At 46.8% G+C, this 19,139-nt stretch carries 23 protein-coding genes; 12 read left to right on the top strand and 11 right to left on the bottom strand.

Annotated elements, in window-relative coordinates; genetic code table 11:
* The first annotated feature begins 14 nt into the window (after positions 1-14).
* On the top strand, positions 15-755 hold the full coding sequence (locus GC102_RS38540) for a DUF554 domain-containing protein (RefSeq protein ID WP_171694208.1): 741 nt from the start codon (positions 15-17) through the stop codon (positions 753-755).
* Here the strand turns inward: GC102_RS38540 and GC102_RS38535 are convergent.
* Positions 752-1,453 carry a response regulator gene (locus tag GC102_RS38535; RefSeq protein ID WP_056833708.1) on the bottom strand — a complete coding sequence of 234 codons (702 nt, stop codon included), beginning with the start codon at positions 1,451-1,453 and terminating at the stop codon, positions 752-754. The two genes, GC102_RS38540 and GC102_RS38535, sit on opposite strands and share 4 nt — an antisense overlap.
* 320 nt (positions 1,454-1,773) lie before the next feature.
* Between GC102_RS38535 and GC102_RS38530 the strand changes: the two genes are divergently transcribed.
* A complete protein-coding gene (locus GC102_RS38530) occupies positions 1,774-2,685 on the top strand; it encodes a sensor domain-containing diguanylate cyclase (RefSeq protein WP_171694207.1) in 912 nt (303 codons plus the stop codon).
* Between the two features lie 129 nt (positions 2,686-2,814).
* A complete protein-coding gene (locus GC102_RS38525) occupies positions 2,815-4,455 on the top strand; it encodes a glycosyl hydrolase family 18 protein (protein ID WP_171694206.1) in 1,641 nt (546 codons plus the stop codon).
* Between the two features lie 593 nt (positions 4,456-5,048).
* Here the strand turns inward: GC102_RS38525 and GC102_RS38520 are convergent.
* The 5 genes from GC102_RS38520 to GC102_RS38500 all read right to left on the bottom strand — a co-directional run bounded on the left by GC102_RS38520 (position 5,049) and on the right by GC102_RS38500 (position 6,978).
* Positions 5,049-5,498, bottom strand: coding sequence for a spore germination protein GerPE (locus tag GC102_RS38520; protein ID WP_171694205.1), 450 nt, complete (start codon positions 5,496-5,498; stop codon positions 5,049-5,051).
* Between the two features lie 3 nt (positions 5,499-5,501).
* Positions 5,502-5,684 (bottom strand): spore germination protein GerPD, encoded by a 183-nt coding sequence (locus tag GC102_RS38515; RefSeq protein WP_376769442.1) that lies wholly within the window; start codon positions 5,682-5,684, stop codon positions 5,502-5,504.
* Positions 5,685-5,687: 3 nt separating this feature from the next.
* Positions 5,688-6,440, bottom strand: coding sequence for a spore germination protein GerPC (gene gerPC, locus GC102_RS38510; RefSeq protein ID WP_171694204.1), 753 nt, complete (start codon positions 6,438-6,440; stop codon positions 5,688-5,690).
* 63 nt (positions 6,441-6,503) lie between these two features.
* Positions 6,504-6,713 carry a spore germination protein GerPB gene (locus GC102_RS38505; protein ID WP_171694203.1) on the bottom strand — a complete coding sequence of 70 codons (210 nt, stop codon included), beginning with the start codon at positions 6,711-6,713 and terminating at the stop codon, positions 6,504-6,506.
* A gap of 40 nt (positions 6,714-6,753) precedes the next feature.
* Entirely contained in the window at positions 6,754-6,978 is a 225-nt protein-coding gene (locus GC102_RS38500) for a spore germination protein (RefSeq protein WP_171694202.1), read from the bottom strand.
* Between the two features lie 130 nt (positions 6,979-7,108).
* On the opposite strand from GC102_RS38500, the gene GC102_RS38495 reads away from it, so the two are divergent.
* A complete protein-coding gene (locus tag GC102_RS38495) occupies positions 7,109-7,567 on the top strand; it encodes an Hsp20/alpha crystallin family protein (RefSeq protein ID WP_171694201.1) in 459 nt (152 codons plus the stop codon).
* A 95-nt stretch (positions 7,568-7,662) separates the two neighbouring features.
* On the opposite strand, the gene GC102_RS38490 is transcribed toward GC102_RS38495, so the two are convergent.
* The 3 genes from GC102_RS38490 to GC102_RS38480 form a co-directional block, all read right to left on the bottom strand.
* On the bottom strand, positions 7,663-8,181 hold the full coding sequence (locus GC102_RS38490) for a C40 family peptidase (protein WP_171694200.1): 519 nt from the start codon (positions 8,179-8,181) through the stop codon (positions 7,663-7,665).
* Positions 8,182-8,403: 222 nt separating this feature from the next.
* Entirely contained in the window at positions 8,404-9,771 is a 1,368-nt protein-coding gene (locus GC102_RS38485; protein ID WP_171694199.1) for a sensor histidine kinase, read from the bottom strand.
* Positions 9,768-10,532: a response regulator transcription factor gene (locus tag GC102_RS38480; RefSeq protein WP_171694197.1), complete on the bottom strand. Its 765-nt coding sequence runs from the start codon at positions 10,530-10,532 to the stop codon at positions 9,768-9,770. Before GC102_RS38480 ends, GC102_RS38485 begins: the two co-directional genes overlap by 4 nt.
* A gap of 203 nt (positions 10,533-10,735) precedes the next feature.
* Between GC102_RS38480 and GC102_RS38475 the strand changes: the two genes are divergently transcribed.
* Positions 10,736-11,059 carry a hypothetical protein gene (locus tag GC102_RS38475; protein ID WP_171644381.1) on the top strand — a complete coding sequence of 108 codons (324 nt, stop codon included), beginning with the start codon at positions 10,736-10,738 and terminating at the stop codon, positions 11,057-11,059.
* 82 nt (positions 11,060-11,141) lie between these two features.
* Here the strand turns inward: GC102_RS38475 and GC102_RS38470 are convergent, their stop codons facing one another.
* Complete coding sequence (locus tag GC102_RS38470) at positions 11,142-12,107, bottom strand: aldolase catalytic domain-containing protein (RefSeq protein ID WP_171644380.1); 966 nt, start codon at positions 12,105-12,107, stop codon at positions 11,142-11,144.
* Positions 12,108-12,292: 185 nt separating this feature from the next.
* Between GC102_RS38470 and GC102_RS38465 the strand changes: the two genes are divergently transcribed.
* The 7 genes from GC102_RS38465 (at position 12,293) to GC102_RS38435 (ending at position 17,649) form a co-directional block, all read left to right on the top strand.
* Positions 12,293-12,607 carry a flavin monoamine oxidase family protein gene (locus tag GC102_RS38465; RefSeq protein ID WP_171694195.1) on the top strand — a complete coding sequence of 105 codons (315 nt, stop codon included), beginning with the start codon at positions 12,293-12,295 and terminating at the stop codon, positions 12,605-12,607.
* Positions 12,608-12,657: 50 nt separating this feature from the next.
* Complete coding sequence (locus tag GC102_RS38460) at positions 12,658-12,900, top strand: hypothetical protein (protein WP_171694194.1); 243 nt, start codon at positions 12,658-12,660, stop codon at positions 12,898-12,900.
* A complete protein-coding gene (locus GC102_RS40845) occupies positions 12,795-13,022 on the top strand; it encodes an FAD-dependent oxidoreductase (protein ID WP_171694271.1) in 228 nt (75 codons plus the stop codon). The genes GC102_RS38460 and GC102_RS40845 overlap by 106 nt, the downstream gene beginning before the upstream one ends.
* 75 nt (positions 13,023-13,097) lie before the next feature.
* Complete coding sequence (locus tag GC102_RS38450) at positions 13,098-14,048, top strand: inositol monophosphatase family protein (protein ID WP_171694192.1); 951 nt, start codon at positions 13,098-13,100, stop codon at positions 14,046-14,048.
* Positions 14,049-14,113: 65 nt separating this feature from the next.
* On the top strand, positions 14,114-14,530 hold the full coding sequence (locus GC102_RS38445) for a hypothetical protein (RefSeq protein ID WP_171694191.1): 417 nt from the start codon (positions 14,114-14,116) through the stop codon (positions 14,528-14,530).
* An 811-nt stretch (positions 14,531-15,341) separates the two neighbouring features.
* Positions 15,342-16,118, top strand: a complete 777-nt coding sequence (locus tag GC102_RS38440) for a hypothetical protein (RefSeq protein WP_171694190.1) — start codon at positions 15,342-15,344, stop codon at positions 16,116-16,118.
* 175 nt (positions 16,119-16,293) lie between these two features.
* Positions 16,294-17,649, top strand: coding sequence for a dicarboxylate/amino acid:cation symporter (locus GC102_RS38435; protein WP_171694189.1), 1,356 nt, complete (start codon positions 16,294-16,296; stop codon positions 17,647-17,649).
* Positions 17,650-17,702: 53 nt separating this feature from the next.
* Here the strand turns inward: GC102_RS38435 and GC102_RS38430 are convergent, their stop codons facing one another.
* Positions 17,703-18,962 carry a BaiN/RdsA family NAD(P)/FAD-dependent oxidoreductase gene (locus tag GC102_RS38430; RefSeq protein ID WP_171694188.1) on the bottom strand — a complete coding sequence of 420 codons (1,260 nt, stop codon included), beginning with the start codon at positions 18,960-18,962 and terminating at the stop codon, positions 17,703-17,705.
* Positions 18,963-19,139: the final 177 nt, after the last annotated feature.

Below are 19,139 nucleotides of genomic sequence, written 5' to 3'. Positions count from 1 at the left end.
GGGAATGAATCTACATGGCTTTATGGGGGACGATTGTGAATGCAATCGCCATTATTATTGGGGGATTATTAGGAATGATGCTGCCACGCATCTCGGAAGGCATAAAAAGCACAGTTATGCAGGGCCTTGGGCTCGCCATTACTGTGCTGGGCATTACTATGGCATTAAAGTCGAATCAAATCGTACTAGTTATTATGAGCGTGGTTATTGGAGGTATCATTGGAGAACTGCTGCGAATCGAGTACAGGCTAGAGCAGCTTGGTGACTGGTTGCAGGCGCAACTTCGCAAAGGCTCTTCTGCTGCTCATCCTACAAGCAGTATCTCGCAAGGCTTCGTGACATGCACTTTGGTTTATTGCATTGGAGCTATGGCTATTCTGGGTCCATTGGATGGCGGCCTTAGGCATAATCATGATATTTTATATACCAAATCATTGCTGGACGGGTTCTTATCCATTATCTTCGCGTCTACTCTTGGGATAGGTGTGATTTTCTCGGCGGTGTCCGTGTTCGTGATGCAAGGGGGCATCGCTCTGGCAGCGACGTTCATTGCCATGGCATTCAGCCAGGCGTCTCTAGATGCTATGATCGTTCAAATTACAGCCGTGGGTGGCGTTCTGGTGATTGGCGTTGGCCTCAACATTCTCCAAATTAAAAAAATGAATGTAGCCAACATGCTTCCGGCACTTGTCATAGCGGCGGCAGCGGTTCCTCTGCAGCATTATTTTACCGTATGGTTTAGCCGACTGTTCTAAACAGCCGAACCGTTAAATTTGTATCCGACACCACGAACTGTAATAATGTAGCGAGGCTCTGCTGGGTTAGATTCAATTTTCTTACGCAGATTACTAATATGTACAATAAGTGTTCGTGGATCGCCCATGCTATCCAGGCTCCATATAAGTTCAAACAGATGCTCGATTTTGTATACTCGATTAGGGGTCTTAGCCATTAAGGAAAGCAAATCGAATTCTTTGGCCGATAACGATATGGTCTGTCCATTCACGCGAACGATGTGGCTAACCAGATCGATTTCGAGGCCAGGGAATTTCACCAACTGAGGATCATCCTGATGCTGCTCTCGAATGGAATTTCGACGTAAATGAGCTTTGACTCTAGCGACGAGCTGACTAGGGCTGAAAGGCTTCGTCATATAATCATCGCCACCCATGCTTAATCCGAGAATAATATCAATATCCTCGCTCTTGCAGGAGATGAACAGGATCGGCGTATTGCTCGTTTTGCGAAGCTGTCGGCAAACTTCTATACCATCAAGTCCTGGCAATAGAATGTCCAGAATAATAAGATCGGGCTTATGTTCCTTCACGATCTCAAATACATCGTGACCGTTATTGGCGCTGATGACTTTATAGCCTTCCCGCGCTAGGTAGAGTTGAATCAATTGGACAATTTCTTGCTCGTCATCAACAACTAAAATAGTTTCTCCTGCCATACTAGAAATCCTCCTCAGTAACGGAACAGCTTGGTAGAAAGAACGGTGTTCCCGCTCTAACATGTTACCTTCATTATAGAACGATTCTCCTAGATATTTCTATCCTTTTATTGACAGATAAAGAGATTTGGTACGGTTCTTACTCCAAAGTAGGTAATTTGATCTGCCTCTACATCCCAGTAAATGTGAAAAGTGTATGAGAAGAGTCATATTTCGACTTCAATTGACGAAAAATTTGGATGAACTTAATTGAATCTTTATGTTCCCATGCTAATCTACCTAAGTCTCTAAGTAGAAAGCACGAGAGGGGCTGCGGAGTAATGAGTCATAAGGCTGATGCGGATATCGCCAAACATTCATCGTTACAGAAGGATACATTCGTACGCCAATTCATCGAGCAAGCTTGGGATCTGTTTAGCATATTTGATGTTTATGGAAATTTGACCTACGCCTCCAAGAATTTTAGTGAGGTGATAGGATTTATACCTAGTGACTTTCAGCAAGTGGTGGACTTTATCGATTCGGAATATGGTATGGATTTACATAAAATGTTTATCAAAACCTTGCAAACTTGCAGCTGCAGTAAGTTAGAATTTCGAACGAGAAGTGCAAGTAAGAATATCATCTGGTTCGAGTGCACCGCGATTCCAATTCGTAACGACGAGGGTGTTCTAGCCGAGATTTCTTTCGTTCTAACGGATATCACGCTGCGCAAAAATCAAGAGAGCCGTCTTATTGCCATGGCTTATCATGATCCTCTGACAGGTTTGCCTAATCGGCGAATGTTTAAGGAGCATCTGCAGCAAATGCTTTTGCAAGCCAATCGAACGAAGAGACCGTTTGGACTTTTATACGTAGACATAGATGATTTCAAAGTGATAAATGATACGATGGGCCATGATGTAGGAGATGCATTCCTGCAGGAATTTACTCACCGCATCAAAGGATGTCTCCGTGAGGTTGATATGTTCGCCCGTATGGGAGGCGACGAGTTCACCATTTTATTACCCGCGGTGGTTTGTAAGGAACACGTGGAAAGCGTCGCCCGGCGCATCATTCAGTGTTTTGAACAGCCATGGGACATACAGGGGCAGCAGTTTCACGCAACAGTCAGTATGGGAATTACGCTGTACCGCTCGGATGAAAGCGATGCGACTAGTATGATGAAAGAAGTAGATATTGCCCTATACAAAGTGAAGGGCAAAGGCCGTAACCACTACCAGTTTTATTAGAAACCGTTACTCGGAGCTGTATGCTCTAAGTAACGGTTTTTTGGTATCACCAATATTTACCGTGGCACATTCAATTTCTTTCTAGCAGAATAGAGGAAGCAGCTAGATGCTAGAAATGGGAGGTGGCCGATGAATAAAACCAAAAATCGATGGAAGAAATTCGTGATTATACTAGCCGCAGCGGGGCTTTTGACAATAGCAACAAGCTCAGAACCTAGTGTTAAGGCTGAAGCTAGCTCGTCTCAAGGGAAATTTACGATGTCTTATCTCTTCTTTGGCAATTCAAATGCCTATACCTCACAAGTGGATAAAAGCGGTCAAACACTCGATGTTATCTCGCCTAGCTATTTTCATATCCATGCAGATGGTAGTTTGCAATTATCTGATTCTCTACAGGACTCTTTCATTACCGACATGCACCAGCGAGGGAAGAAGGTTGTCCCTTTTCTTAGTAACGATTTTGATAGGACCCTGGGTGAGAAAGCCATTGATAATCGAGAAGCGCTTGTGAATCAAATTGTTGAGGCTATCAAGGACCATAAGTTGGACGGCATCAATATGGATATCGAAAATGTGGATGCAGCTTACCGTGATAAATATACGGATATGGTCAAAATGCTGCGCGATAAACTCCCGAGCGGGATGGAAGTATCAGTAGCTGTAGCAGCGAATCCTACAGGGGCAACGAAAAGCTGGATTGCTTTGTATGATTACAAGGCATTAGCCGCGGTGAGTGATTACTTAATGGTCATGGCTTATGATGAAAGCTATCCAGGAGATCCGACCCCGGGACCTGTGGCAAGTTTACCCTTTGTCGAGAAATCGATTCAATATGCAGTAGCGCAAGCACCAGCTAATAAAATAGTTCTTGGTGTTCCGTTCTACGGGCGGTACTGGAATCAAGACGCTGCCGCTAATGGTTCAGGTGTATCCGCTCAGACGCTAATGAAGCTGATTGAAACTTATAAAGGGACTGTGCGGTATGATGCTGCTAGCCAATCACCGGTAGCTACTTTCACGATAAGTCCAACCGATGCAGCGTCTAGCGTATATGGCAATAAGCTCGGCCCCGGCGACTACACCGTGTGGTTCGAGAACGAACAGTCGCTCAAAGAAAAGCTGGAATTGGTAGGCAAGTATAACTTGAAAGGGACTGGAAGTTGGAGCCTGAATCAGGAGACGACGGATACATGGGATTACTATAGCTTATGGTCAGATGGTTTTTACTTCGCCGACATGCAGAAGCATTGGGCGCAAGCTAACGTGCTAGCCGCTGCGAACCGAGGCTGGATGCTCGGCATAGCCTCTGACCGGTTCGCGCCGGACGCGGCGCTCACACGAGCTGAAGCCGCGACGATTATCGTGCGCGTGCTTGGCTTGAAGGGCGAGGCGGTAGCAATCGGCGCCTCGTTCAGTGATGTCCCTGCCACCCACTGGGCGTGGCAGGATATCCGGCTCGCGCAGCAGAGCGGGCTGATCCAAGGGATCAGCAGCGATCGCTTCGCGCCGGATCGGGTCATGACGCGGGAGCAGATGAGTGTGCTGCTGTCCCGCGCTTTGCAGTTGACTTCGCAGGCTGGCGGCGGAGCCGCTGCGAAGGGTTTCACCGACGTGCCGGCAGGAAGCTGGTCGGCGGGGGCCATCGCTGCGATGAGCAGCAATGGCCTTGTCGACGGCTTCGCGGACGGCACGTTCCGCCCGCGTGCGTCACTGACGCGCGGAGAGATGGCGGCGCTGCTCAGCCGCGCCCAGCCGCTGCTCACGAAGTGAGCCGGCTCTAGCAGAGAACCGCACCCTACTCCGGCTTGCAGAGTGGGGTGCGGTTCTTTGTTTTGCTTATCCGCAGCCGCTGGCGCTTAGGTTACTGCCTTGCCTCGCTGCTAATTCTGGGTTGTCACCAGATAGCGACGCCAATGTAAGGATCAGCAAAGAAGCAATAGCGCCTCCGACCCAATTACCAGCGTTCCCAGTAATACTCGCTCCCCGCGGCTAAGAACAAATTTGATTTAAGCCATTCAGCAGTTTTGTGAAGGGTTACGGGTCATGGTAGTTAACAATGTTGTAATTACTACAACAATTCGCACGCCAAAAGGCTATTTTGCAGCTTGAAGTTGCATTTCGTACAACAATTCTAACCCTTTTCTTGCGAAATCGCCTGAATAGGGCAAAATTGTTGTACATTATGCAACATTGAAGGAGAGAGGTGGTATATAGGCCGCAAATGTTGCACATTATGCAACATTGAATTGGAGTGGTGGGATATAAGTTTCTACAACATCTTTAATCTTCAACCGAGAATGTGGATTTATTCATCCCATTATTCCTTCATTCATCCTTCATTCATTCCTCGACAGTCTCCTAAGTTACCGCTGGGGAGTTGCTTCGAAGAAACCAATGCCTTCTTCTTTGCCCAGTTTGACGAAGGTTGTCTTTTCTTTGGGCCCGGGTTTATCTGTGACGAATTGACGGATATTTTTGATGTGGGCTTCGGCACTGGTAATACGATTACTGCCGATCTGCAGCATAGCGGAAGAGGAAACACCAATTATCCGGATATTCTGCACACGAATAAATGAGCCTAAGTTATCCACACACATTGTGAAGGGTTCCGGTGGCTGGGGGATGGGAAAGGGTCTTTGAAAAAAGGGATAAGCCTTGAAGCTTCCCTCATTCCCATAATAGAAGGGAACTTCGCGCTGGACAGCGAAGACTCTTGTTTTTAGGGCTGTGTTGATGTTATCGCCAACATGCATGATACTGCTCGAGCCTAAGTCATTGATATAGACATTGCCAACGATGGATAAGCGAACCATGGGTCATTTCTCCGCTGGAAGAGGTACGAATGGTGAAATGATGACCGATTCGGGAGGCGTGTCGAACATGGAGGACAATGAAATGACTTCTGTATCGCCAATGAGAAATATCGAGGAACTGGCTACCCCGACGATTCTCACGTCACCTACGAAAAGTTGCTTGTTTTCCACATGCAAGTTCAGCATATTTTAGCCTTCCTTCCTTGGTAAACTGGATATGTAACTCTCAATTGCACTGAATATGTCTTGTTTTGTTTTCTCAAAGATGCTGGTTGTAACGGCCTCCATCGGTTCTTTGAAACCAACACCGCGGTACTGATTGACATAATGCTGAATGCGGGTGTCTAACTGTTTACGGATATCATCGATAATGAGGGCTTTATAATCCTCGTCTAGTGGATACTGATATTTGTTTTCCAGATTGTTCATATCGGCATGAACGCCATATTGCAAATATTGTTCTATCCCGCTAGAGACCTCCTGCTGAATGCCAAAACCAGAGGTACTTCCTTTCTCCGGATCTTGACCTTGATGCCCCGTCCTTTGTCCCTGATCTTGCCCTTCTGGTCTCTGCCCTATTCCTTCCCATGAACTTATCCCTTGCCCTTGACTTTGTCCTTGCCCCTTCCCCTGAAAAAATGCACTCGCATCAGCTCCAGCATATTTGCCCATCGAGGCACCATTCACTGAGAGGTCATCGATATTGTCAAGTAAGCTGGGGCTGATACCGATTGTTAAGGTCCCGTCTAGCTTTTCGACTTTGAGTTGATCGAATTTATATTCAATTTTATCGATGTGGACGCCCTTCTGATTTTTCAAGGCGTTAAGGTCCGTTTGCAGTTTGGTTACCGTTTGTTCAAGCGTATCGATTCGCTGTTTTTGCGTTTCAATATAGGCGGAGACCTGCTGGGCCCATTGCTGCCAAGTAATACAATTATGCATCTAGGAAAGGCACCTCCTTCCGGCTTCAATCAGTTGTAACCTTGTGACTACTAATAACAAAGTCTATGTTGGCGGTGGTAAAGGAACTAGAGAGACTGGGTTCGTTGTGCTTGCCCCAAGCTGTGGAGCGGATTCAACGAAGCCGCCTGTATTGTAAAGATTGGATAATGATCGGATAGATCCGGCGGTGCCAATTTGCAGAACGGAGGAGTTAGCCACTGAGTCCACTTTTAAATGCTGAATCATAATGGTCTGATGGATGGTCCAGTTCATTTTGGATGAACACCTCGCTCAGGTTAATAAATGAATTGCTTTAAATGATTACTCCGCTGGCATTGTTTTCGATAAGGTCGGAATCGTTGGTTACGGTGGTGCTATAGGCATTATAGATGCGAGGGAAATCCCCGGTATTAAATGAGCCTGCTCCGGCAAAAGTTTTGGAGGAGCTATTAGGTGCGATGATAAAGGAATCGCCGAAGTGGACGACGGAGCTCGGCCCCACGCTGATGATTTTGACATTCCCTACGATAGATGGCATAGTCGATCCCCCTTGCGCTTATCACAACTATAGTATATGAGGGTATTCGCCTAGAGGTGCCCTGTTTTTCATTTGGGTGTCACATCAGGGAGTAGGCACATATACTGCTAGTGAAAATGAGGTGATGGGCTTGAGCGGGTTTAATCGCCATCCTTGGCTAAAGTGGGAGCAAGTTGAGAAGTTCCTTGGGCAGAAGCTGCCTTTCGGTGAAAAAGGGCAGACCTTTCTAGATAATATGACGTGGGCCGAGGGATATGTACAGGACATGCTGAAAAAAGCGATGCCGGGTTTGGATGCCAATCTCTCTTCCCAAGGATATGCGGGCTCAGAAATCTTTGAGACGCATGAACATGTCATTATTAAAGTGAAAATTGCCAAAGATGAAAATCCAAGAGCGCTTCAGGTGTTTGTGAAATCCAATCAGATTAAGCTGACCGGCTTTCTCAGCGGCAAGAACCGAATCATTAAGCTACCGACCCTTGTGCAGCCAAGGACGGCTAGAGTGAGCTACAAACAACGTCTGCTGGAGATCAAGGTGCGCAAACGAGGCTTAAGAGAGAACTATGTTGAGGCGTACATCCGTTACTAGCGAGTCAGGAGGGTGGAATACATTGATGGCCTGCAGACTCCTAGGTGAAAAACAAAAACCCTCAAGCCATATGGCTGAGGGTTATCCTTGTTTGACTATAGGACGCGGCGAGCGGTCATGTAACGGGACGACCAAGTTCCGCTGTTAATGTTAGTAATACGGACTCCGCCTGCACCGTATGTTTGCAGCAGGTTGCCGTTACCCATATAAATGGCTACATGGTTAATGACGCCAGGTTTGCCTGGAATAGAGAAAAACACGAGATCGCCTGTGCGAAGGTTGCTTCTGGAAACATAGCTTCCGACATGGGATTGTTGTTTAGAGGTCCGCGGCAGGTTTACGCCAACCCGCTTGAACACATATTGAGTGAAGGAAGAGCAGTCAAATGTTCGTGTTTGACCCGCTTTAGCACCGAATTGATAAGGTCTTCCCAAATAGTTTTTACCGATCGAAATGACTTGACTGCCGCGAGAAGTTGCTGTGATTGAGGCATCAATGGCTTCCGCTGCCCCAGCTTGATGAGGCGCGCTCACCATTCCTGCAGAAAGTCCTATGGAAACGGTCAATGCCGCTATGACTAGTTTCTTATACCACATTGGTTGTTGGTTTTTCATCTGGTTTGCCTCCTTAGATTTTTCGTAAGCCTATGCTGAGTTTTCAAAGAAAACTTGATTTGCATGACTCTTCTATTGAGTTAACTTGAGTGTTCGTCCACCTAAGCCCAAGTATACCAGATGAAATTCCACCTAACATTTACCTTGTAACCCTGAGATCAGTGGTATGAAAGGTGTTAAGGTGAATTCTGAGAATATGATGAGAATCCCATTATAATGTTTTTATTGACACATTTTTGGCAGCGTAATCAATGCGGTAGTACCTTGACCTAAGCAGCTTTTGATCTGAATGGTCCCCTCATGCTTCTGAACGATATGCTCCGCAATAGCCAGTCCCAGACCCACTCCGCCTTGCTTGCGATTCCTTGCTTTATCCGTCCGATAGAAGCGGTCAAAAAGGTGCGGTAAGTCACTTTCCGCAATGCCAATACCTTGATCTATGACTTCGATAGTGACCCACTTGCTCTCTGTGACGCCGATTTTCAACACGACCGTTTGCTGGCTGTATTTGAGTGCATTATCTAGCAAAATAATGAGAAGCTGCCTGATCTTATAGGGATCTCCGTTCATAGGAAGCTCTTTCAGGTCTTGCTCGATCTGCACCTCAATCTCTCTGCTAGAGGTAACTCTAAGCGAGGCTGCGGTTTGCTGGGCAATCGGAAGGAGATCGAAGGTGCTCTTTTGTTCACAGTCTTCTCGCTCTTTATCGGTAAGAGAAAGCAGATTTTGCGTGAGAATCTTCAGCTGGGCTGATTCGGAGATGATGGCTTCGAGCGCTTCTTCACGCAGCTTATCATCTCGGAAAGCCCATCTTCGCAATAAGCTAGCGTAGCTCTCAATGATCGTGAGCGGCGTGCGCAGCTCGTGTGAGGCATCCGCAAGGAATTGCTCCTGCTTTTGAAACATTTCCTGCAGTCTATCAATCATTCTATTAAATGTTGCGCCAAGCATGATTAGCTCATCATTTGTGAGCTTTTCAGGCATGGGGATGTGCCTAAATGAGCCGCTTTTTTCAATGTTTTGCATAGTGGTAACTAACTGCTGAAGCGGACGAAAGAGCACATTCGTGTAGAAATAACCCCCAAGGAGAGCTAGTATCAACGCACCTGTGGAAGTTAATAAAAGAATAGAGATGAGCATGCGGGAGTATTCGCCCAACCTTCGCAAGTTGCGTCCAATTTCTAAAATAGCCACCTGATGACCTTCTTTGTACACAGGCATTTTCACGAATATAAAAATTCCGTCGGGCGCCGATTCTATGATGACTGTTTCTTTGTCTACATAATCGGCAGAATAGCTGAGCAGCTTGGGGTCGGAATAGATTTGGTAAACAACCTTTGAATCGGGAGCAATATAACGTACCATTTCTTGCGGAATGAGGAGCTCTTCCATCTGCGAGTTATTCTGCCAAAACTCAGGATGATTAGGCAAATCCTTCAGAATGAGGGTGCGGGCTTTTTCTTTCAGCAGCTCGACTTCGCCCTTGGTTGTAACTCGAATGAACATATAGTAGACAAAAATGAAGCTGAAAAAAAGGATCAACATCAGTCCTGCAGAAACCCACAGTGTGATCTTCAGCTTAAGGCTCATGAGGGGGTCTGCCCGTCTTTGGGGACAGCTTCACCAGTTGAATCGTCCGCCTCTTTGCTTGAGGAAGGATCAACTTTCAGCAAGTAGCCGATACCGCGTATCGTCTGAATGAGCTTGGAAGAGAAGGGCTTGTCCACCTTTTGCCGCAAATATCGGATATACACGTCAACCACGTTCGTATCTCCTACAAAATCATATCCCCAAACCTCCGAAATGATCTGCTCCCGCGACATCACTTCGTCCTGGTGTTGAATCAAGAAGCGCAGTAAATCAAACTCCGTAGGCGTTAATTCGATCGGTGTACCTTCTCGGGTAACGGCTCTACTCTTTAAATCCATGCTTAGATCATCCACTTTCAGCAAATGAGGCTGCTCTGCTGACTGGTCCTGCAAGCTTCTTTGGCGAAGTAGACTGCGAATACGGGCGAGCAGCTCGATCGTGGCAAAAGGCTTCGTCACATAGTCGTTAGCGCCTTGGTCAAGTCCGCTGACACGGTCCGGGACAGCATCGCGTGCCGTCAGCAGGATGATGGGAAGGGTAGCGTTTACCTGCCGTATGCGGCGAAGCACCTCTAGACCGCTGAGTTCCGGCAGCATGACGTCAAGTAGGATAAGCTCCCAGTTCTCCGACTCGTCTAAGGCTGCATTCAGTCCAGAGCGCCCATCTGCTCTTATATGTACCTCATAGCCCTCATGCTCCAGCTCCAGCTGAAGCACCCTGGCAATGCGTTCTTCGTCCTCAATTAGCAATATGCGGCTCATGGCGGATAGATTTCACTCCTAACGGCTCGCTGATGGTCAGCGGTGTCGATTCGTTCTTTATTTTCTCTATTCGGTACATTTACATACATATGTGAAAAGCCCAGTCTTTAGGGGAGTGTCTCGTTAGCGTTCATTAGCCTAGTCCGCGTTCATCCTTTGTGACATAAAATAACGTATAGAAGACTGATAAAGGAGTAGGACAAATGAGTATATCTCCGAAAAAGAAGTTACGAATCAAATCCAACCAGAAAGTAGCGATTTTACTGCAAGACCATGATGCTACCGCAAGAGTCTATGTGGAGATTCAAGGGGAGCTCAAATCGCGAGAGGTTATGGTTGAGGCTCTAAAACGGTTAGAAGACGGATTGATCTACGCAGACGAGAATTGTACGGAGTTAATCGAGAGTGAGTATATTGAGGTTTTCCCTAAAAAAACCCCGTATCGCCGTGAAGAAGAGGACTTTATCTTTCTTATTGACCGTGCGTATGCAGAGGACTACGTCGTCTCAGCCAAAATCATCAAATAAATATGAAAAACCCCTTATCGATAGATCTGAGGCCGAAGCCTTCAAGAACTGTCAATAAGGGGTCTTTTTCAATTTAAAAATATTAGTTTTTATTAACAATTGGAGCTGTCTCTACGGAAGTCAAACGGTCATAGAAATCTACAAAGTTATTTCTTTCATCTGAGCTAAGCTGAGCCATAGCTGTACGCGGATGCTCATCAAGCGCTCCTACGATCATGTAAGGAATGAGATAGCCCCAATCCCATTTTTGACGCATAGTAATCATGTGTTTCTCGATAATTTCTAGTACGGGACGAATGTCGTAACGTGCTCCTTTTAAATAGCTAAGAAGTAGCTCCGTCGTACAGTTCCCTGCTGCGCGGCCCATTCCATAAACGGAGGAATCAAGGAAGGTCACGCCTTTGGAAGCACCGGCAATTGTGTTTGCGAAAGCAAGCTGCAAGTTGTTGTGCATATGTAAGCCAAGTTCTTTCTCAGGAAGCAGACGTTGGAACTTCGTTACGAGGTAGTCAATGTCTTTATGATCCATGCTGCCGTAGGAGTCTACGATATAGACAACGTCAACAGGGCTTTTATTGATTTCTTCGAAAGCTTCAACTAGTTCATTTTCCATAACGTGGGAAAGCGCCATAATGTTAATTGACGTTTCGTAGCCCATGCTATTAAACTTTTGAACAAGCTCAAGGCCTTTATCAACGTCTTTGATGTAACAAGCAACGCGGATCAGGTCAAGTAAGCTGTCTTCACGAGGTAAAATGTCGTTCTCATCGACACGGCCGATATCTACGAGAGCAGATAGTTTCGTATCGGTCTTTTTGGTAATAACGTCACGAAGGAAGGATTCATTCAAGAATCTCCAAGGACCGGATGCTCCGCCTTTAAGCAGTTTTTCCGAGTTTTTATAACCAATTTCCATATATTCTACACCGGCTGCACTTAAGCCGCGATACATGTCTTTGACAAATTCCACGCTAAAATCCCAATCGTTCACTAAACCGCCGTCCCGAATCGTACAATCCAAAATCTTGTGTTGATGCTGCTTAACCATACTCGTATTGCCCCTTTCGACTGCTTATATCGCTTCTGATTTTGCTATATTATCACTTATCTTGAGGTAACTTGTCAATGAATGTCACTTAATAAACATGAGTCAGATCCTTCGAACGTAAAGGAAACTTATCCTTCTAAGTATAGACGCGTGTGCGTTTGAATAAGATGGCGGTAGTATTCGATATGCCGACGAAGGAGGCCGGACATCACGTTACCGTTCTTGAAGCGAGCGAAAGAGTTGGCGGGCGCATTCGAACGATACGGAGACCCTTTACCGAAGGGCAATATTTTGAAGCGGGAGCTATGCGGTTTCCCGAAACACATTACCTCGTTAATGCCTACATCCATAAATTCGGCCTGCCAATCCGTGCATTTATCAATGAAACACCAAATGACCTCATTTATGTCAACGGAATTAAAACCCGTGTTCATCAATATGAACGAATTGGCCTTTGTTCGTCAAAGAGTTCGATAAATATTCACTGTACAACTTTTTGAAATTGTACCCCTATGAGCCATGCACCACATTCTCAAGCGGAGCGATCGAAATGATGGGGGTACTTCTCGATTTGGTGAGCACAATGAACGATGCTTTCACAGGAACCATCCTGCAGAAGCTTGCTGCCTGGGGAGAGGATATCCGATTTCACGAGATTCCGGGTGGTAATGAGCTGCTGCCGCGGGCATTTCTTACCGTGAATTTATTAGCGGTGTCTCTTTTGATTGGAGTAAAGATCCTCAATCTCTTGGCTGTTTCGCTATGTATACGCCACAACAGGCGACAGAGCTAGGCCCCTACATTGCCCTCCCCGAGGGGAGGGTTCATTTTGCTGGCGATCATACGTCAGCTATGAGCGGCTGGGTTGAAGGCGCGATTGAGTCCGGTATTAGAAGTAGCGTACAATGTAAATGAGCTTCCTATTAATGGATACGGATTTTAAAATTTGGCCAAGATGTAGCTCCATATGGTCTCGGGGGAGAATGCCTTATGAATCGAAACGAGTGGTCATCAGCGAAAGAGGTTGCCGTGAAAGCCGCATGGAAAGCAGGGGAGCTCGCAAGAGAACGATTCGGGGGTAAATTGGATATTCAGCACAAGGATGATCGCGGAGATTTGGTCACCGAAGTGGACGTTCAAGCGGATCGTTTGATTGTGGAAGAAATCATGGCGGTGTTTCCGAGTCATCGTATATATAGTGAAGAAGCAGGTGAAGGAGGGGCGGCCAGCGATTGGGTATGGCATGTCGATCCTCTAGATGGAACGAATAATTTCGCCTTGGGGATACCGCTTTATGGGGTTTGCATCTCTTTGAGCTATCAGGGGCAAATTGTCCTAGGGGTAATCCATGATTCGGCTCTAGGGTTAAATTATGTTGCTGTTAAGGGCGAAGGCGCGTGGCAGGAGGATTTTAAGCTTGAGGCGAAGCCGAAGGGTCCGTTGGTAAAGTCCACAATTTCATGGATTCAAGGCCATGGGGTTGGCAAGGACGATCACAAAGCGTTGGGACTAAGACATCATCTAGAGCATTCGGTTAAAAGAGTGCTGCGCTTGTGGGCACCGTCTTTGACTTGGGCAATGCTGGCCAGAGGCGACTTGCATGGTGTCGTGCTGTACAACTCCGAAGGTGAGGATTTGTACGCGGGCTTGCTGATCGCGCAGGAGGCTGGCGTGAAGGTGACGGATTTCTCGGGTAATCCGGTGGCTATGCTTGGGGGCTCGGGTGCAGGGGTGAGTGCGAGTGCGAGTGCGAGTGCGAGTGCGAGTGCAAGTGCAAGTGCAAATGCAAATGCAAATGCAAATGCAAGTACAAATGCAGGTGTAAGTACAAGCTCCGTAGTGGGGTTAGAGATGGCACAGGCGGTTTACTTGGTGGCTGCTGTGCCGGAATATCATGCAGAGCTGCTGGCATTCGTACAGAAAGCCATCAAAGTAGAATAATGTGGGAACAATATGCAGATGATAATGGCATACTTTGCATGTTGAGGAAGAAAGGATGCTATGCGATGAAGAGCTTTGTTCCTATATTTTTTGAATTTGAAAAGGAGCGGGATGCACTCCTTGCGCTTGATACGCTGGACGAGCTCGGCTACAAGCCGGAACTCCTGGGCGGAGATATGTCCACGGTGCACATCCATCTTGATGCACAGGAGATAACATCTGCGCTAGAAATTGCACAGTCGCACGGCGGGCGCTTAGTGGATCGCCCGCAGGCTGAGTCAGAACCAGCGATATACAACATGGCGTATGATCTGGAGGGTTCCATCCGCATTCCGGCCCACACCGTGAATGAGGATTGGTCCGAGAGCTACGCTGAGGCGAACGTATTGCCCGTAAACGACGCAGTGCCGAGCGAGGAAGAGGCGGCCTTTGATCCGTCTGCTGACGATTACAACCATTTCAGCGCCGGTATCCGGATGTGAAATGGAGCAGGGGAGGCGGCGCGCAAGCTGCGCTAGCGTGAGCGAATTCTGGCGCGAGTGAGCCAAGCTTGTGGAGCGCTGCGCTAGCTAGCTAAGGGCAAGCTAGCGAGGGGTGAAGCCCGCGCGTGGCACACGAACCCAGCGCGAAAACCGCGTGAGGCGCGCGAAAGCGGAGGGAGCGTGAAGCCAGTGTGAGGCACGCGGAAGCAGAGTCATAGCGATGAAAAACATCGCTATCTCGCGCCCGCGACCGAGCAACCCCGCCATAAGGATGAAAATCATCGTTATGGTAAACCAGCTTCGCCTACCCTCAAAAATCCCGCATGTCCACTCATCTGTGGACGCTCCCAAGCACTAACCCGAACGGGTTAGTGCTTTTTTGGGGTGAATTAGGAAAGTAAGTTGTACTGCGTACAACAATTTCCTTGATTTCTTCTGGGCAAGCTAAGGATTGTTGTATTTTGCACAACAATTTTTCCTTTTTATAGGATATAGAGCCACTTATGGCTGGAACTGTTGTATTTTTTACAACATTCGCGTGGAAAACGTGGATTAGCTTGCCTATTGTTGTACAACGTACAACATTCCATGGATTGGCAAGCGTCGTGGGTGCAATTTGTTTTGCATCAACCTTGCAAACACTTTCGCCCAAGGACTAAAGTAAGCCGATTATTTTAGTCTATTTATTTTCATTTTCCACTCCTTCCTAGGCATGCGCCTTTTTATTGTAGATACCACAGAATTCGTAACCTTTACCATCATTTCCGCGTCTGGTGAAATAAGGAAGTAAATTTGTGGAGGAGTGATTCGGATGAGACGCATGGTGGAGATTATTTTGGTGGCAGCAATAATAAGTGTGATGACCGGATGCATGGATGAGCAAACAAAAGGTGCCACGGGAACAAACAGCAGCAGTCCACAACCGACTTCAATGATCCCTCCTACAGCATCTCCAGCACCATCAACGCCAATTTCCCCAACACCAGCACTCACGCCAGCTCCAACTGTACAAGTGCCTCTCCCTACTTCTACTCCTAGTATCAAACCAAGTCCAACTTCGTACGCCAAAGAAGCCGACGCGAAAAAAGCAATCGAAAGCCGAGCCAATGAAACGATACAAGCGCTGAAGGAACAAGATCTGAAAAAGCTCGCAGAACTGATCCATCCGAAGAAAGGTGTACAATTTTCGCCGTACTCCTATATTCATGTGTCGAGTGATGTCCAAGTTCTAGGCAGCGGGCTTACAACCCTTTGGGCAAATACCAGTACGACACACTGGGGTGATTACGACGGTTCAGGTGACCCCATTGATCTCACTTTTCCCGACTATTGGGATAAATTCGTATATAACGAAGATTTTGCAGCCGCACCACAAATAAGTTATAACATTATTCTTGGCAGAGGGAATATGATTAATAATGTATTCAGTGTATATCCGACGACTTCAGCGATTACGGTGGAGTATCATTATCCCGGTCTAGATCCGCAGTTCCAGGGGATGGATTGGACCAGTCTTAGGCTTGTTTACGAGAACTCAGGCACTCAGTGGTATTTAGTTGCTATTGTGCATGACCAGCATACGATGTAATTCCATTTTCCAATTTAAATTAAACGTCTAAAAGCCGTATTAAACCTCGATATTTACGTGGAATAGTTCGGTTTTTTCGTACTTTTTAAAATAAATCATTGACAGGTTCCGTCGAATGTCATATTCTTATCCCATAAAACCGAGTAACATCGTAGGAATTAAGGAGATGATTCTAGTGAATAACAATTTAGTGACTGCATTTCAATCCAACTGGGTCAGCCTAGTCGTATCAATTATCATTATCGGGGTCCTCGTCTTATTGGCGAAAAAAAGAGTAAGCTTTGGTAACCGTGTTTTCATTGGTTTAGGACTTGGTTTAGTAGCAGGGGTAGCTTTTAATCAACTGGGGCTTCAATTTAAAAGTGTTAGTACGATCGGAACGATCTATGTAAATTTGATCAAAATGCTCGTTATGCCGTTAGTACTTATTCTAGTCATAAACAGTATTTCATCGTTATCCAGTCTAGGTCAGCTGCGTAAACTGGGTTTGAAAACGATCGGTTGGTTCTTGCTAACAACAGGGATCGCGGCGGTGATCGGTTTGGTTGTCGCCTTGGCATTTGATCCGGGTAACGGAATTGCACAGGCTGTGCCGAAAGATTTTAAAGCAAGAGAAATTCCTACGTTTTCACAAGTTATTCTGGACTTGGTACCTTCCAATCCAATTAACGATATGGCGACTGGGAAAGTTGTACCGGTTCTGATCTTCGCGATTTTTGTTGCTGTAGCCATTGTACATGTCGGCTCGAAAAAGCCGGAAAGTGTAGCAGCCGTTAAATCGTTTATTACATCAGCAACAGCTGTGATCCACCAAGTAGTTAAGTATGTTATTCGTCTGACACCTTATGGGGTGTACGCGTTAATCGCAGCGATGGCTGCCAAATATGGTTTGGATACTCTTGCTCCTCTGGCTAAAATTATCCTTACTTCTTATGTAGCTTTGATCATCCACTTCGTGTTGATCTTCGGTGGTTTGGTTCTTTTCGTGGCAAAAGTAAACCCTATTAAGTTCTTCAAAAAGGCTTATCCGACAATTGCTGTCGCATTCACAACACGAAGCAGCTATGCAACGCTGCCTGTGAATTTGGAAGTAATTACGAAGCGCCTTCGCGTATCACCGCGTATTGCCAGCTTCGTGGCACCGCTTGGGGCAACGATGAACTTCAATGGTTGCGGCGGGGTTTGGCCGGCGGTTGTGGCTATTTTCGTAGCAAAGGTCTACAATCTTCCGCTTGGCGTTCCTGAATACCTGATTCTTATCTTAGTTAGTGTGGTTTCCTCTATTGGTGTGGCCGGCGTTCCAGGTCCAGCTGCGATTTCGACAACAGTTGTACTTACAGCTTTAGGCTTACCTTTGGAAGGTATGGGTCTTGTGCTTGGCGTTGAGGCGCTGATCGACATGGGTCGTACAGCGGTTAATGCTACAGGTACAACAGTTACGGCATTGCTCGTGGCTGAGTCTGAGGGAGAATTCGATCGTGCAGCATTTGATCGTGACGAAGAAGATGACCTCGATGTGGCTACAGCATAATCAATGAACAAAAGGAAGAAGGACCTGCATCTTAGGATGCGGGTCCTTCTTTTTTATGCCTGCTGAGCAGCATTTTTGCCAGCCATGTAGCCAGTAGAAAATGCCGCGGTAATGTTATAACCGCCCGTATAGCCGTGAATATCGAGGATCTCACCGCAGAAATAAAGCCCATTCACCAGCTTAGACTGCATCGTGCTCGGATCGACTTCTTTAAGCTGAACGCCGCCGCCTGTGACGAAGGCTTCTTCTATGGAGAGTGTCCCTTTGACGATAACAGGGAAGGCTTTCATCAATTTGCACAGCTCGAGCCATTTTTGCTTCGGGATATTATCGTACGTAAGCTGATCATCTAAGCCAGACTTCTCGAGCATGATCGGGATTAATCGATCGGATAAAAGAGTCTTAAGGACGTTTTTGATCGCTTTCTTGGCGTCCGCTTTGGCGAGAGCCATGCTTTGGTTGTAAACGTCGTCCGTGCTTTGATCCGGGAAGAGGTCCACAGTGAGCAGGACTTCCTTGAGCTCTGACTTGTTGAGCTCTTTTACGACGAATTGACTGCAGCGCAGCGCAATCGGCCCTGACAAACCAAAATGTGTAAATAACATATCGCCGCGGTGTGAAATGATCGATTTCCCTTTGGCGTTCCACACGCTGAGTGTCACGTCCCGCAAGGAAAGTCCTTGCAGCTCACGGCTGCGGATAAAAGCTTCCTTCGAGGTTAACGGAACCTCGGTAGGGAAGAGCTGCGTGATGGTGTGCCCACCAGCTTCGGCCCAAGCATAACCGTCTCCTGTTGAGCCGGTATGCGGGACAGAGCATCCGCCGGAAGCAATGATGACAGCTCTGCTGTTCATCGTTTCGCCGGAATGCAGACGAACGCCTTGGACGCTGCCGTCCTTGTATAAGACCTGTTTGACCGGACTATTCGTCCGGATCTCAACACCTTGCCTGCGAACTTGGCCGATCAACGCGTCTACGACGGTTTTGGCTTTGTCGCTGATGGGAAACATTCGACCGTTGTCTTCTTCCTTCAGGCGGATGCCGAGATTTTCAAAGAAATCAATGATATCCTTGTTGCTGAAATGAGTTAAAGCACTATATAAGAAGCGCCCGTTGCCTGGAATATGCTTGATCAATTCATCCATGTCTTTGTTGTTCGTTACGTTGCATCTGCCGCCGCCGGATATCCCGAGCTTACGCCCCAGCTTGTCCCCTTTATCCACCAAAAGCACCTTCGCGCCATCCATACTCGCGGCAATGCTGGCCATGAGACCAGCGGAACCTCCGCCAATTACAATTACATCATATGTCATTCGAATAAAGCCCCTACATCGCATATTTTGACACCATCATAGCATGCAAGGCGTGTCTAGTTCAAAGTAGGAGGACAGTCAGATCTCGGATTATATGAGTTTTAACAGGAAATACAGTAAAGATGCACACAGGTTGTGGATAACATGTTGATAAATCATGCTTTTTTGTGAATAAAT

The sequence above is a fragment of the Paenibacillus germinis genome (assembly GCF_013141785.1).
Classification (GTDB): domain Bacteria; phylum Bacillota; class Bacilli; order Paenibacillales; family NBRC-103111; genus Paenibacillus_E; species Paenibacillus_E phytorum.
The sequence above is the reverse complement of the archived record's forward strand: the minus strand, read 5'-3'. Positions and strand labels throughout refer to the sequence as shown.

What these genes read in the sequence shown, in the direction of transcription:
- GC102_RS38540 (WP_171694208.1), top strand. Translation starts at nt 15, where the DNA reads ATGGCTTTATGGGGGACGATTGTGAATGCAATCGCCATTATTATTGGG.
- GC102_RS38535 (WP_056833708.1), bottom strand. Translation starts at nt 1,453, where the DNA reads ATGGCAGGAGAAACTATTTTAGTTGTTGATGACGAGCAAGAAATTGTC.
- GC102_RS38530 (WP_171694207.1), top strand. Translation starts at nt 1,774, where the DNA reads ATGAGTCATAAGGCTGATGCGGATATCGCCAAACATTCATCGTTACAG.
- GC102_RS38525 (WP_171694206.1), top strand. Translation starts at nt 2,815, where the DNA reads ATGAATAAAACCAAAAATCGATGGAAGAAATTCGTGATTATACTAGCC.
- GC102_RS38520 (WP_171694205.1), bottom strand. Translation starts at nt 5,498, where the DNA reads ATGGTTCGCTTATCCATCGTTGGCAATGTCTATATCAATGACTTAGGC.
- GC102_RS38515 (WP_376769442.1), bottom strand. Translation starts at nt 5,684, where the DNA reads ATGCTGAACTTGCATGTGGAAAACAAGCAACTTTTCGTAGGTGACGTG.
- gerPC (WP_171694204.1), bottom strand. Translation starts at nt 6,440, where the DNA reads ATGCATAATTGTATTACTTGGCAGCAATGGGCCCAGCAGGTCTCCGCC.
- GC102_RS38505 (WP_171694203.1), bottom strand. Translation starts at nt 6,713, where the DNA reads ATGAACTGGACCATCCATCAGACCATTATGATTCAGCATTTAAAAGTG.
- GC102_RS38500 (WP_171694202.1), bottom strand. Translation starts at nt 6,978, where the DNA reads ATGCCATCTATCGTAGGGAATGTCAAAATCATCAGCGTGGGGCCGAGC.
- GC102_RS38490 (WP_171694200.1), bottom strand. Translation starts at nt 8,181, where the DNA reads ATGAAAAACCAACAACCAATGTGGTATAAGAAACTAGTCATAGCGGCA.
- GC102_RS38485 (WP_171694199.1), bottom strand. Translation starts at nt 9,771, where the DNA reads ATGAGCCTTAAGCTGAAGATCACACTGTGGGTTTCTGCAGGACTGATG.
- GC102_RS38480 (WP_171694197.1), bottom strand. Translation starts at nt 10,532, where the DNA reads ATGAGCCGCATATTGCTAATTGAGGACGAAGAACGCATTGCCAGGGTG.
- GC102_RS38475 (WP_171644381.1), top strand. Translation starts at nt 10,736, where the DNA reads ATGAGTATATCTCCGAAAAAGAAGTTACGAATCAAATCCAACCAGAAA.
- GC102_RS38470 (WP_171644380.1), bottom strand. Translation starts at nt 12,107, where the DNA reads ATGGTTAAGCAGCATCAACACAAGATTTTGGATTGTACGATTCGGGAC.
- GC102_RS38465 (WP_171694195.1), top strand. Translation starts at nt 12,293, where the DNA reads ATGCCGACGAAGGAGGCCGGACATCACGTTACCGTTCTTGAAGCGAGC.
- GC102_RS38460 (WP_171694194.1), top strand. Translation starts at nt 12,658, where the DNA reads ATGATGGGGGTACTTCTCGATTTGGTGAGCACAATGAACGATGCTTTC.
- GC102_RS38450 (WP_171694192.1), top strand. Translation starts at nt 13,098, where the DNA reads ATGAATCGAAACGAGTGGTCATCAGCGAAAGAGGTTGCCGTGAAAGCC.
- GC102_RS38445 (WP_171694191.1), top strand. Translation starts at nt 14,114, where the DNA reads ATGAAGAGCTTTGTTCCTATATTTTTTGAATTTGAAAAGGAGCGGGAT.
- GC102_RS38440 (WP_171694190.1), top strand. Translation starts at nt 15,342, where the DNA reads ATGAGACGCATGGTGGAGATTATTTTGGTGGCAGCAATAATAAGTGTG.
- GC102_RS38430 (WP_171694188.1), bottom strand. Translation starts at nt 18,962, where the DNA reads ATGACATATGATGTAATTGTAATTGGCGGAGGTTCCGCTGGTCTCATG.